The organism is Pedobacter sp. CG_S7 (genome assembly GCF_040544395.1).
GTDB lineage: Bacteria > Bacteroidota > Bacteroidia > Sphingobacteriales > Sphingobacteriaceae > Pedobacter.
Window position 1 is genome coordinate 1 of record NZ_JBEONS010000013.1, and the last position, 13,506, is coordinate 13,506.

General features: G+C 37.2%; 12 protein-coding genes and 1 riboswitch. Of the genes, 5 read left to right on the top strand and 7 right to left on the bottom strand.

Going from position 1 to position 13,506, the window contains the following annotated elements; all coding sequences use genetic code 11:
- Nucleotides 1–326: 326 nt before the first annotated feature.
- From AAKU52_RS08855 to AAKU52_RS08865, 3 genes are read right to left on the bottom strand one after another with little or no spacing between them, the layout of a single operon-like run.
- Nucleotides 327–1,622 (bottom strand): TolC family protein, encoded by a 1,296-nt coding sequence (locus AAKU52_RS08855; protein ID WP_354332441.1) that lies wholly within the window; start codon nucleotides 1,620–1,622, stop codon nucleotides 327–329.
- Nucleotides 1,623–1,639: 17 nt separating this feature from the next.
- Nucleotides 1,640–3,220: a DHA2 family efflux MFS transporter permease subunit gene (locus tag AAKU52_RS08860; RefSeq protein WP_354332443.1), complete on the bottom strand. Its 1,581-nt coding sequence runs from the start codon at nucleotides 3,218–3,220 to the stop codon at nucleotides 1,640–1,642.
- Complete coding sequence (locus AAKU52_RS08865) at nucleotides 3,221–4,270, bottom strand: HlyD family secretion protein (RefSeq protein WP_354332445.1); 1,050 nt, start codon at nucleotides 4,268–4,270, stop codon at nucleotides 3,221–3,223. It lies immediately after the preceding gene.
- A gap of 136 nt (nucleotides 4,271–4,406) precedes the next feature.
- Between AAKU52_RS08865 and AAKU52_RS08870 the strand changes: the two genes are divergently transcribed.
- Nucleotides 4,407–4,886 carry a MarR family winged helix-turn-helix transcriptional regulator gene (locus tag AAKU52_RS08870; RefSeq protein ID WP_354332447.1) on the top strand — a complete coding sequence of 160 codons (480 nt, stop codon included), beginning with the start codon at nucleotides 4,407–4,409 and terminating at the stop codon, nucleotides 4,884–4,886.
- A 42-nt stretch (nucleotides 4,887–4,928) separates the two neighbouring features.
- Here the strand turns inward: AAKU52_RS08870 and AAKU52_RS08875 are convergent, their stop codons facing one another.
- From AAKU52_RS08875 to AAKU52_RS08890, 4 genes are all read right to left on the bottom strand, one after another.
- On the bottom strand, nucleotides 4,929–6,182 hold the full coding sequence (locus AAKU52_RS08875) for a homoserine dehydrogenase (RefSeq protein WP_354332449.1): 1,254 nt from the start codon (nucleotides 6,180–6,182) through the stop codon (nucleotides 4,929–4,931).
- Nucleotides 6,183–7,241: a homoserine O-acetyltransferase family protein gene (locus AAKU52_RS08880; RefSeq protein WP_354332451.1), complete on the bottom strand. Its 1,059-nt coding sequence runs from the start codon at nucleotides 7,239–7,241 to the stop codon at nucleotides 6,183–6,185.
- Nucleotides 7,242–7,260: 19 nt separating this feature from the next.
- Nucleotides 7,261–8,583: an O-acetylhomoserine aminocarboxypropyltransferase/cysteine synthase family protein gene (locus tag AAKU52_RS08885; protein WP_354332453.1), complete on the bottom strand. Its 1,323-nt coding sequence runs from the start codon at nucleotides 8,581–8,583 to the stop codon at nucleotides 7,261–7,263.
- A gap of 244 nt (nucleotides 8,584–8,827) precedes the next feature.
- Nucleotides 8,828–8,940, bottom strand: a riboswitch (SAM riboswitch).
- Nucleotides 8,941–9,076: 136 nt separating this feature from the next.
- Complete coding sequence (locus AAKU52_RS08890) at nucleotides 9,077–10,198, bottom strand: trans-sulfuration enzyme family protein (protein ID WP_354332454.1); 1,122 nt, start codon at nucleotides 10,196–10,198, stop codon at nucleotides 9,077–9,079.
- Nucleotides 10,199–10,266: 68 nt separating this feature from the next.
- Here AAKU52_RS08890 and AAKU52_RS08895 point away from each other — a divergent pair, with 68 nt between their 5' ends.
- From AAKU52_RS08895 to AAKU52_RS08910, 4 genes are all read left to right on the top strand, one after another.
- Entirely contained in the window at nucleotides 10,267–10,761 is a 495-nt protein-coding gene (locus AAKU52_RS08895) for a hypothetical protein (RefSeq protein ID WP_354332456.1), read from the top strand.
- 141 nt (nucleotides 10,762–10,902) lie between these two features.
- Nucleotides 10,903–12,093, top strand: a complete 1,191-nt coding sequence (gene mqnE / locus AAKU52_RS08900) for an aminofutalosine synthase MqnE (protein ID WP_354332458.1) — start codon at nucleotides 10,903–10,905, stop codon at nucleotides 12,091–12,093.
- The gene (locus AAKU52_RS08905; protein WP_354332460.1) at nucleotides 12,093–12,725 is read left to right on the top strand and encodes a histidine phosphatase family protein; all 633 of its coding nucleotides are present in this window, start codon (nucleotides 12,093–12,095) and stop codon (nucleotides 12,723–12,725) included. The genes mqnE and AAKU52_RS08905 overlap by 1 nt, the downstream gene beginning before the upstream one ends.
- On the top strand, nucleotides 12,713–13,438 hold the full coding sequence (locus AAKU52_RS08910; protein ID WP_354332462.1) for a menaquinone biosynthetic enzyme MqnA/MqnD family protein: 726 nt from the start codon (nucleotides 12,713–12,715) through the stop codon (nucleotides 13,436–13,438). The genes AAKU52_RS08905 and AAKU52_RS08910 overlap by 13 nt, the downstream gene beginning before the upstream one ends.
- The last annotated feature ends 68 nt before the right edge of the window (nucleotides 13,439–13,506 follow it).

The window sequence follows — 13,506 nt, forward strand, 5'->3', positions numbered from 1 at the left end:
CCCCGCTTTTTTCTGAAAATAAAATCCAAAGAAAATAACACCTTAAACGATTTTTCAGGTCAGTAAAGTAAGTTAGAGGGAACCTGAGTGGTTACCTAAAATAATGCGGTTATAATTTCAAGGTGTGTATGATTTTCTTTTAAGTAAACTCTCATACTTAAAAGGCTCATAAAACTGATGTTTTCTGCTATTCAAAAAACACATAATCGAACAAATTAAAAGCGCTTGTTCGATCATGTGTTTTTTGAGTCAGCAAATCGTGTAGAAAAGGATAAATCCATCTTATCATTAATCTTCAGAATAAATCCAGCGTCTTTTAATCGTATTTACCAGTATTTTAAACCCGTAAGTTTTGCCAATGTCAATTGCGCAATGCATAGCTGATAGTCATATTGAAGGTTTGTTAACAGCGCTCTTTGAACGTTAGTACTTGCACTGGTTAGCTCTAAGTTTGTACCTATTCCATTTTTGTAACGGCTCATGGCAAGTTTTTGCGCCTCTTGAGCTTCTTTTACTTGTTTTGCCGAATTTAATAAACTCGATTTGTTGCTGTAAATGTCAATCAATGCTTGCTCAATATCTTTCTTGTAAGTATTATTTAAACTTTCTTCCGCTAATTTGCTTTGTAACAATTGGCTTTGAGAAAGGCGGATTTGTTTTTTTGCTTTTCCACCTTGATAAATGGGGATGCTTAACATTACTCCTGCATTATAATTATACCTGAATTTATCAATCTGCGGGGCGTATCCATTTGCAAATCCTGTTCCAGCATTTAAACTTAAGGAAGGTTTTCCACTGGTTTTGCTTTGCTGTAATTCAGCTTCTGCAAGTTTAATCCTGTCTTTAATCAATTTGAATTCAGGATTGTTATGCTGCGCACTTTCCAGCGCATTAGCCAGATCGCTATCGTTTGTAACAGGGAAAACAAAATCTGTTGAGCCGGTACTTGGTTTTGAACCAGTAGTATATTCCAATAAAGCAAATTGTTTATTTAGCGTTTTCTGTAAGTCTATTTTACGATTGTTCTCTTGGTCTATACTTGATTGTATAGAAAGAACATCATATTTAATGGCATCACCATTTCTCAGTTTAATTTCGGTGTCTTGCTTATTTACAACAAGAAAAGCGATAACACTATCCTGAATTGCAATTGCTCTTTTTAAATAGGCTATTTGATAATAGATGTTTCCAACTTGAAATGCCATTTGATTTTGGCTATTCCCAATGTTATCTTTTGCATATTGAAGGCCTGCTTTGGCAAGGTCAACGCCTGCTTTAACCACTCCAAAGTCCCAGATCATATAGTTGGCATTAACCATGGTGCTATAATTGTTTTTAGGCATGATCTGAAAATCTACCATTTGATTGTCTAGAGGTAAATTAATTTCCGAAACTGGATTTAAATACCTGTAACTCCCTAAAACGGCAACAGAAGGCCCACCGTTAGCTTTTGCCAGTTCAATTCTGTTTTCTTCTACCTCAACAGCCTGTCCTAATTCCTTAAACTGGGGGAAGTAAGAAAACGATTGATTAATGAGTGTTTTGAGTTCTCCGCTATTGTTCTGGCTATACAAGTTGGAAGAAATGCTAAGTATAAATATTAAACTGAATATACGTTTCATAATGTTTTTAATGATAATTAATGTGCAGCATTTGCAACTTTAGCCCTGGTTTCTGCATCCATGGTTTTATTTTTAAGGAGCAGCATAAAAGGAATGGAGCAACAAAAGAAAATGGCAATAAGTAAAAAACCATCCAGATAAGCTTGCATTTGAGCCTGATTAGAAATGGTATGATCTAAAATTTGATAAGCCGTTTGCTTAGCACCTATTGGATTACCGCCTTTGGCAATAATACCCTGGGTTATACCATTGATGCGTTCTGTTAATAAAGGATTGTTTGTTTGTAAATTTGACACCAGATCTGATCGGTGCGTAGCAAAACGATTGGTTGCGTAGGTATTCATAATGGCAATACCAAAAGCGCCACCCAATTGCCTGAACATATTGTTCAATGATATGCCATAAGGCATATCTTGGGGTTTTAAGCCAACTACCGCCTGCGTTAATAAAGGAATTGTTAAACAACCCGTGCCTACACCACGGCAAATTTGCGTCACCATAAACCACCATCTGCCCGCATCAGGAGCGGCTTGTGAAGAGGTATAACCGTGAATGATAAAAAGTATAAAGCCAAGTATTACAAAATAAAGCGGCTTAATTCCTTTTCCTAATCCTGCACCAATAAAAGGCATAGCAACAATAGTGACAAGCGCACCTGGTATCATAGACAAACCTGCTTCGGTAGGGGTATAGCCCATTACCCTTTGTACCATTACGGGGAATAAATAGACGGAACCGAAAAGACCAAAACCACAGACAAAGGTGAGTATATTACTGCCAATCAGGTTACGGCTTTTCATTACCCTTAAATTGATTGCAGGTTGTTTGGTGTGTAATTCCCACCATATAAATAAGCCTAAACCTAATACGGCAGCTGCAGTAAAGAAGCGGATGTTTTCGCTCTCAAACCAATCTTCTGACTGTCCTTTTTCAAGGATATATTGGAGTGCCCCAACGCCAATTGCTAAAGCTATAATGCCTATGTAGTCGATAGATATCAATTTCCTATTAATATTGTATTCACTAGGCTGTTTTTCAATATATTTCCAGGTCAGTATGGCTGCAATAATTCCAATTGGGATATTGATATCAAAGATGAGTGCCCAATGGTAATTATCAACGATATATCCGCCCAAAATAGGACCAATGGTTGGCCCAACAACAATACCCATTCCAAAAATACCCCCGGCAATACCTTTATCTTCAGGTTTAAATTGTTCAAATAAAATGCCTTGTGAAACGGTTAACAATGCCCCACCACCAATACCCTGCATAAATCGCCAGAAAACAAGCGCCCATAATGATGAAGAGGATCCACACATATAGGAAGCAAATGTAAATAGGATGATAGAGGCCAGGTAATAGTTTTTCCGGCCAAAATAACGGCTTAAAAAGCCTGTTAAGGGTATAATAATAACGTTCGCAATGGCATAAGCGGTAATTACCCAGGAGGCATCTTCTAGTGTTGCACCTAGTGTTCCACTAATGTTGTTTAAAGCAACATTTACAATGGAAGTATCAATAAGCTCCATTACAGCAGCAGAGATACAGGTGAGCACAATGATTATTTTTATAATTCTATTCTTATTGTCTTCCACTTATTTTACTTTTACGTCAACTTCTACACTAAGGCCAGCTTTAAGTATTTCTTTAATGGCTTCAGCATTATTTATTTCAATGATAACCGGTACACGCTGCGTAACCTTTACAAAGTTTCCTGTGGAATTATCTGGAGGAAGAAGGGCAAATTTAGCTCCTGTGGCATCACTAAAGCCTGTTATTTTACCTGTAATAGCTTGATCGGGATAACCATCTAGGAGGAGGTGAACGGCTTGGCCAACCTTCATGTGCTCAATTTGTGTTTCCTTAAAATTAGCGGTAACCCAATAGTGATCATTGCTTACCAAACTAAATAATTGTTGTCCTCCTTGAACATATTGTCCGGTTTTTAAATTTGTTTTGCCTAGCTTACCACTTGAAGGCGCAATGATTTTTGTATAGCTTAGATTTAGTTTTGCTTTAGCTAAAGTGATTTCACGTGATGCAATTGTTGCTTTGGCATGCATAATTTGTGCCTTAGCGCCACCTGTTTGGGTACTGGCTTGTTTTAATTTGCTTTTGCTACTGGCAAGTCTTTGTATGGCCGTTTGAAAGGCTGACTGGCTGCGTTCATATTGCCTTTTTGTTATTGAACCTTCCTCGTATAAGGCTTTATCACGGGCCACATCTCTTTTTGCTTGTTGCAGGGTTACTTCTTCCACACTAATACCTGCTGAAGCTACATCCTTATCAGAACCAATGGTTGGAAGTGCTGCTTCGGCACTACTTAAATCAGCTTGAGCTGCTAATAAATCAGCTTCTGCTTGTCTTACCGCCAATACATACTCACTGTCGTCAATGATCACAAGTGTATCTCCTTTTTTTACTTCTTGAAAGTCTTTAAGCAAGAAACTATTGATATAGCCCGGAACCCTGCTTAATACAGGTACTGAATTTGTTTCTACCTGTGCATTGTCTGTCGATTGATGGGTTAATGCATGACTAATTTTGGTAAAAGCAAAGTAACCTATTACTAATACTACCGCAACAATAATAATTGTCTTTACTCCTTTTTTAGCTGGAGTTTGATTCTTTTCTTCGGGTTCCATTTGTTTGAAATTAGAGGGCAAATGTAAACTAAGTTGACTAACTTAGTAAACTTAGTTTACGTTTATTTTTACTTACTTTTGTAAAAACAACATTTTATTGACATTCGTTCCTTCCGCACTAAATTGATTTGAGCACATGCAAAGTTTCAAGGTTCCAGAAAATCTAATTTTTAAATTATTATATCGTTACAATCATTTAACTAATAAATGGTCTTCAGATAATTTAGCTTTGATGATTTCTAGTGGTTATCATATCACTTACATGCCTTATTTTATGAATATTGGTTATGAAGGAATTTCCAATCTCGACCTCGTTAAAAAAATTAAGGTAACTAAACAAGGGGTAAGTAAAATTGTAAGGGAATTAGAGAAACTGAAATTGGTTTACACTACTAAAAGCGAATCTGATGCTCGCTCAATCATGATTTTCTTAACTAAGGATGGGGAGGTTTTATTTGAAGAAATTAAAACGATGAGTAATGAACTTACAGAAAGATACGTAAAGCATTTAGGAGAAAAAAAGTACAATAATTTTATTGAGACCTTTGTGAAGATTATTCAATTACATGAAGAATTAGAAACTAAACAAATAAAAATACCCCTAAATAGTGTGTAACTTTTTAGGGGCAGTGTAAGGAATGGGGGCTTTTTAGTTATATTAATTTTCTAGAGTTGCTATACTAAGGAGATTGTTTTTTGCACCTAAAATTTGTTGTGCGGTGTAGGTAATTTTTCCAGTATGTGCGATGAAAACATCCTTATTTTGCAGCAATTCACGGTTTTCAAGTAAAGATTTCAGGCTCACATTCCCAATCACATATTTATAATCTTTATTAGAAAAGCGTTCCCTAATATTTTCTATTTTAAGTTTTTCTACTGTATATTCATGCTCATAGCGCAAATACACCTCCAGGTTTACATTGTCGGTATGTACTAATCCATTTTGCTGCTGGTATTTTTTATATTCATACTTGTAACCATAGCGTAAAGCGGCAATGTCTGATAAAACTGCAGCACCCGTTGGATGGCCACCGGCTCCTTTACCAAAAAAGAACTGTTTATCGGCAAAAGCAGCCTGTACCGTCACACAGTTATATTCGTTTTCCACATTATAAATGAAGTCATCCGATCTAACAAATTTCGGCAATACATAGGTAATTACCTGTTGTGTGCTTATTTTTCGGGCTGTAGGTACCAGTTTGATTTTAAAATTCTTTTCTTTAGCATATTTCACATCGCTTTCAGATAAATTTTGAATACCAATATTGAGGATATGATCAGGATTGATAAATAAGCCATAAGCATGTGCCGTAGCAATGGCCAGTTTGTATTTGGCATCATAGCCGCCCACATCCAATATTGGATCAGATTCGGCAAAACCTAAATCCTGTACTTGTTTTAGGGCCAAATCATAACTCATGCCCTCATTAAAAATCTTTGATAGAATATAATTGGAGGAGCCATTGAAAATACCGCTTATTCCATGCAGCAACTCATTGTCGTAATATTCTTCAAGGTTTCTGATAATAGGGATACTTCCACAAACTGAACCTTCATACAAAAGCGAGGTGCCATATTTCTTTTGTAATGCTACCAATTCGGCAAGATGAAGGGCAATCATTTTTTTATTAGCAGAAACAACATTTTTACCAGATATTAAAGCCTTTTTAACAATTGCATAGGCCGCATCGGCATCATCTATGAGCTCAACAATGGTGTTGATATCTGGATGATCTAAAAGTTCCTGATGATCTGTTGTAAATAACTTCTTGTCGAGGTTACGTTTTTTTTCAGGGTTTTTAATCGCAATTTTTATGACTTCAATATTTAGATCCTGACCTTTTATAATATCATGTAACCCTTGTCCTACTACACCAAAACCAAATAAACCTATTTTAAGTTTCTTACTCATCTATCCCGTTTTTTGAAATTTAATTATTTTCTTATTCACACTTGCTTTTAGAAAATTGCCTATTATTTTGGTGAGCATATCAGTTTCAATTAAAAATCCATCATGGCCATAAGCCGATATGATTTGATGAAATGTAGCATCTTTAATATTGTTACTTAAAAATTGCTGCTCGGCGATGGGGAAGAGCACATCGTTTTCAACCCCGATCACCAAAGTGTTCGCTTTTATAGCAGCCAATGCATCGGATACACTTTTCCTGCCACGGCCAACATTATGACTATCCATTGCTTTGGTTAAATACCAATAGCTGTAAGCATTAAAACGTTTGCAGAGTTTTTCGCCTTGATAGCTCTGGTAAGAAGCAGCCCTAAAGTTTGTGGTTTTGTCATTAACAGTTTCCAATTGTGTAGAGGCATAGGCATCATAAGTCCGATAAGACAATAAGGCAATGCTTCTTGCAACTTTCAATCCTTTTAAACCACCAGTTGCTTTTTGTGCATAGAAAGTACGATCGGTGCTGATGGCTAATCGCTGACTTTCGTTAAAAGCGATTCCCCATGGAGAATGCACAGCATTAGTGGCTACCACAATTAAATTCTCTATTTTACTTGGGTCATTTATAGCCCATTCGAGTGCTTGTTGACCGCCTAAAGAACCACCAATAAGCACTTTAATTCGGTCTATGGCTAAGTGATTTGCTAAAAGCCCATGTATCTTTGCCAGATCTCTAACGGTAAATTCAGGAAAAGAGAGGTAAAAAGGCAGTCCGTTAACCGGGTTAATACTTAAAGGATTAGTACTTCCATAATTCGAACCAATGATGTTGGCGCAAACAATAAAATGATCTTTAGGATTAAAGAGGTCATTGTTTCCAAAAAGGCCTTTCCACCAGTCCAGTACATCAGAATTTGCGGTAAGCGCATGGCAAGCCCAAACAACATTATCCTTTTTAGCATTAAGTTTACCAAAGGTTTGATAAGCTATTTCTAATCCCCTCAGCTTTTTACCGCTTTCAAGTTTAAAAATCTTTTGGTAACTATAAGTGTTAATCGTACTCATTTTTGTGCTTATATTATGTTTAGGCAGGTAGTTCTTGTAGGGATTTTATTTTTTGGAAAGCCTGCTCAAAATCTGCTTTAATATCATCGATATGTTCAATGCCAACAGAGACACGCAACTGATTTGGGGTAACCCCGGCAGCGGTTTGTTCAGCATCACTTAATTGTTGGTGTGTGGTTGCCGATGGCTGAATGATCAGGGTTTTAGCATCGCCCATATTGGCCAGGTGACTTACCAGTTTAAGGTTGTCGACAACACCAGTAACTTCTTCTTTGGTGCCGTTCAGTTCAAAGGATAGCACTGCACCAAAACCGTTTTTCAGGTATTTCTTTGCAAGGGTATGATAAGAGCTACTCTCCAAGCCTGGATAGCTAACAGATCTAACCAGCGGATGGTTTTCTAACCATGTTGCCAGTTCCAGTGTATTTTCTACATGTCGTTGTACCCTTAAGGATAAAGTTTCCAGTCCTTGAATCAACAAGAAAGAGTTGAATGGGGAAAGGGCAGGGCCAAAATCTCTTAAACCCTCTACACGGGCACGGATGGCAAATTGAATATTTCCAAAAGGACCATTGCTGCCAAATACATCGTTGAAAACCAAACCATGATAACCTTCAGAAGGGGTAGAGAAGGCAGGGAATTTTCCATTTCCCCAATTGTAATTACCTCCGTCAACAATGATACCGCCAACGCTGGTTCCATGCCCGCCTATCCATTTTGTAGCAGAAGCTACAACAACATGGGCCCCATGTTCTAAAGGTCTGAATAAATATCCTGCAGCACCAAAAGTATTGTCAACAACTAAGGGAAGATCATATTTATTGGCAATACTTGCTATTTTCTCAAAGTCAGGGATACTGAAAGAGGGGTTACCTACCGTTTCAAGGTAAATAGCTTTGGTTTTTTCATCAATAAGTGGGATGAATTCTTCAGGGTGGTCGACATTTGCAAAACGCGCTTCTATACCCAAGCGTTTAAAAGCCACTTTAAATTGATTGTAGCTGCCACCGTATAAATGAGAGGAAGAAACAAAGTTATCTCCAGCCTCTAAAATATTGTTTAATGCAATGAATTGTGCGGCCTGTCCAGAAGCAACAGCTACTGCAGCAACGCCACCTTCCAGAGCGGCAACCCGTTTTTCAAAAACATCTGTAGTAGGGTTCATGATGCGGGTATAGATATTTCCAAATTCTTTTAAAGCAAAAAGATTGGCCCCATGTGCTGAATTTTTAAATCCATAAGAGGTAGTTTGGTATATTGGAACAGCTCTTGAACCGGTTGTTGGGTCAATTTCTTGTCCTGCATGTAATTGTAGCGTTTCGAATTTATAGGGTGCTGACATTTTATTTTTTTTTATTAAGGTTCTATTGATTGATTTTCTGCTTTTGATGATTATAAAGCGCAAGAGATTAAAGCATAAAAAGGTAGACTTTTTATGGCTAGTATAGGCAACAGCACATACTCATAGTAGGCTGCATACAACAAGGGAAAGAATTTTGGGTTAAAAAACGCTGTAATTGTTCTTTGTTGTGTTTCGATTTTTCGCTTAAGCGGAGCTGGTTTTTGTTAATTTTCATTTTAGTATTAATTTATTTTTCCATTTAACACCTGTTATCTGGTCAGGAATTGGCACCTTCTTCCTGTTGGGAGGGTTGCCAGTGGGTCAGGGAGCCTGTCTCTCGCCACTTCTTAATAAATCAATCTCTGAAAGAGTATTGACTTGATCAACATGTTGTTGTTGTTGTTGATAGTCCAAATGTAGGGAATAAAAATTAATTACAAAATTAAATTCTGAATATTTTAAAATTTATACCCTACAAAATAATTAAATTAGGTTAGAGGTTGGCGAGCGCTTGTTTCATATCAGCAATCAGGTCATCAATATGTTCTAATCCAACCGAAATTCTGAGCAGGTTTTTTGGTGTTTTAGAATCTGGACCTTCCACTGATGCGCGGTGTTCAATTAAACTTTCCACGCCACCTAAACTGGTAGCCTGGGCAAATAGCTGAACTTTATTAACTACTTTCTTAGTTTCCTCATTACCTCCTTTAACTAAAATAGATAACATACCACCATAGTCGCTCATTTGTTTTTTTGCTATTTCATGTTGTGGATGGGAGGGTAAACCAGGGTAATAAACGGCTTCCACCTGCGGGTGGTTTTCTAAATATACGGCTAAAGCCATTCCATTGGCACTATGGCCACGCATGCGATAAGGCAGCGTTTTGATACTTCTTAATAAAAGGAAACAATCGAAAGGGGAGGAAACGGCACCACCTACTTGTTGAATATTTTTAATTTTCTCCCAAAAGGCATCTTTTTTAGCCGTTATTAACGCACCGCCTAATACATCGCTATGTCCACCGATGTATTTTGTAGTAGAATGCATGACCACATCTGCACCCAGTTCAATTGGGTTTTGTAAACATGGCGACGCAAAAGTATTGTCGCAAGCTAACATGATGCTGTGTTTTTTACAGATGGCAGCAATGGCGCTGATATCTGTAATTTTTAATAATGGGTTGGAAGGTGTTTCTGTCCAAATCATTACTGTATTGGATTGAATAAAGCCTTCTATTTGTGAGATAGCGGTTAAGTCTACAAAGTCAATTGTTAAGATGTCTTTAAATAAAGTCTGTAATTGTTTTTTAAAACCCCAATACATGTCGTCTGGCGCAATAATATGACTACCAGGAGTTAACGCCTGAAACATTGCCATGCCTGCAGTATTTCCAGAAGAGAAAGCACAAGCATCAGCGCCTTTTTCTAGTGCTGTTAAAACTGTTTCCAAGGCATTTCTATTAGGGTTACTCACCCTGCTGTAAATATGCCCCCCAGGATAATCGCCATTCTCGTTTCTTAAGAAAGTAGTTGAAAGACTTATCGCCGGAGTAACATCTCCTGTGGCACTTTTAATAATGTTTCCACTATGTATAGCTATGGTTTCTGTTTTCATAAAGTTAAAAGATGATAAAGTTAAATTTTTGGCAAGATTTATGCAATGACTAATGAAAATACAAGTATATGAAAAGAATATTGTTTATAGCAGCCATTTTTTGCAGCTCATTAATGGTTTTGCAAAGTTGCTCCACTACTAAAAGTACTTCAACTTCAGCAAATTTAAAAAGGAGTAAAGTTACAGGTAACTGGGTGTTAAATAACGTAACTTTTGAAGGTATTCCCGCAATTGCTGTAAGGTCTTTATTTGAAGAGGCTTCCTATAAATGCTTTATTGGTAGTACATGGAACTTAACGAATAGTGGAAATGGAAGTTATACTTTGCCAGGTGGTGAAGGGTGTTCTGCTGCAACACAAAGTATATTCTGGTCGGTAAGTACTGCTGATGAAACTTTCCAGTTTAAAAAAATCTATGAAGGTGATAAAGCCAAAAACGTAACCTCAGGTTACAGACTGGTGCTTTCTGCCACTACAGGTGACGAATTAGTGCTAAAATCGCCAATAGAATATGGCAATAAAACAGCTTATGTTGTATTGAATTTTTCTAAGGCAACAAAATAATATTGTTTTTAAGTTTGGTTTAGTTAAAAGGGGGGCTTTAATTAGTCCCCTTTTTTATTGCCCTATATTTTCTTTTACTTTTCAAAAACAATGATTATCTCAAATTTTTGTTACTTTGCTTACATTATCTTGAAATAAAATATGGATACTACAACATTGTCTTTACTTTTGAATGACCCTAATTTAACGCAAGTATTAAAAGCGATTGCCTTTAAAGTTCAAAATAAAGAAAGAATTACATTTGATGAAGGTGTTTATTTATATAAACATGCTGAATTGGGGTATTTAGGCGTTTTAGCAAATCACATCAGGGAAGAAAAACATGGTGATCAAACCTTTTTTAACCGGAACTTTCACATAGAACCCACAAACCTTTGTGTGTACGACTGCAAATTTTGTTCTTATTCCAGGTTAATTAAACAAAAGGAAGAGGGCTGGGAAATGAGCGTTGATGAAATGATGGAGGTGTTGAAGAAATACGACAATGAACCTGTTACAGAAGTTCATATTACCGGGGGTGTTGTGCCAAAACAAAATCTGGAGTTCTATTCAGAATTCTTTAGGCGTGCAAAAGCACACCGCCCTGAATTACATATTAAAGCATTAACCCCTGTAGAGTATTATTATATTTTCAAGAAGGCAAAATTAACACATTTTGAGGGAATGAAATACCTTAAAGAAGCGGGTTTAGATTCTATGCCAGGAGGAGGAGCAGAAATATTTCATCCTGAGGTTAGAGAAAAGATTGCGCATGATAAATGTAATGCCGAGCAATGGCTGGATATTCATGAACAAGCTCATCTTTTAGGTATGCGCACTAATGCTACAATGTTATATGGCCACATAGAAGAATATTGGCATCGGGTAGATCACATGGAACGTCTGCGCCAATTGCAGGATAAAACTGGTGGTTTTCAGGCTTTTATACCTTTAAAATTCAGAAATCAGAATAACCAGATGGATTACCTTCCGGAAGTTTCTGTGATTGAAGATTTGCGTAACTATGCCATCGCAAGGATTTACCTTGATAATTTTGAACATATCAAAGCTTACTGGGCAATGATCAGCAGGGAAACCGCACAATTGTCGCTGAATTTTGGTGTTGATGATATTGATGGTACGCTGGATGATACCACAAAAATTTATTCAATGGCTGGAGCGGAAGAGCAAAACCCAAAGATGAGTACCCAGGAACTTGTTGCCTTAATTAAGCAGGTAAAACGTAAACCTATAGAACGCGATACGCTATATGCTGTTGTTACGGATTATACAGCCGTTGAATTTGAAAATGAAGTTAAACCTCAGTATTATAAACTTCCTGTAATTAATTAATGGGTAAGACGATATATCTAATCAGGCATGGGGAGACAGAGCTCAATAAAACCGGAATTGTGCAAGGTCGTGGAATTGACAGCGACTTGAATGATACTGGTAGGGCTCAGGCGGAAGCCTTTTATCAGCGTTATAAAAACGTGCCTTTTGATAATATTTATATTTCTACCTTAAAACGTACGCAGCAAACTGTACAGACCTTTATTGAAACGGGAATACCGTGGCAGAAACTGAGTGGCCTGGATGAATTAGCCTGGGGTGAATGGGAGGGGAAAACCAGCACTACAGAATCTTTGCTCTTATTCAGGAATTTATTAGAGAAATGGCAATCCAGAGATTATGATGCGAAGTTCAATGGTGGCGAAAGTCCTAAGGAAGTAGCCACCCGCCTTTTGGCAGCAATGGAGGTTATCATGAGTAACAAGGGTGAAAAGGTTATCCTGATATGTATGCACGGTCGCGCCATGCGGTTATTGCTGTGCTTGCTTACCCAAAAGCCCATTTGTGCCATGGTCACGTTTCCACATAAAAATACCTCGCTTTATAAACTATCTTTCAATAACAATAAGTTTAGTATTAAAGACTTTAATAAAACCGACCATTTAAAAGTGAAATTATCTTGTCAAAAATAAAAATTTCAGCAGTTTCTTACACCAATACCAAGCCGTTTATTTACGGTATTGAACATTCAGATCTTATAAATAAAATAGAACTTAGCTTAGATATACCTACAGATTGTGCCGCTAAAGTTATTGATGGAGAGGTGGATATGGGTTTGATGCCTATTGCTGCATTTCCGCTGGTTCCTAACGGTAAAGTTATTGGAGGTTATTGTATTGGATCGGTAGGTGCAGTTAATTCAGTTTTCATATTTAGTAAAGTGCCGGTATCGGAAATAAAGACAATCCACCTGGATAGTCATTCGAGAACCTCAAATAACCTGGCTAAAGTACTTTTAAAGTTTTATTGGAAGCTGGAGGTTGTATTTACCACTGACAGCGAGGCCGCAACTGATGCTATTGTATTGATCGGCGACAGAACCTTTGGTAAAAAGGATCAATATGCTTTTAGTTACGATATGGGGGAAGAATGGATGAACTTTACCGGGTTACCATTTCTGTATGCTGCATGGATAGCGAATAAAGTTATTCCTGAATACTTTATAAAGGAGTTTGATGAAGCGCTGAGATCAGGTTTGGATCATCGGAAGGAATTACTAAAGGAATTGCCCGAAGTGGAGCAGTTTGATATGGAAGATTACCTGATGAATAAGCTTAATTTCGAGCTGACAGACCAGAAACGTGAAGCTATGAATTTGTTTTTAGCGTATATGGAACGCCTTTAATTTTGTTAAAATAAATTTAGGCTTCATTAGAATTAAATTAAAAACTTTCAATAAAAGGCGAAGCCTAC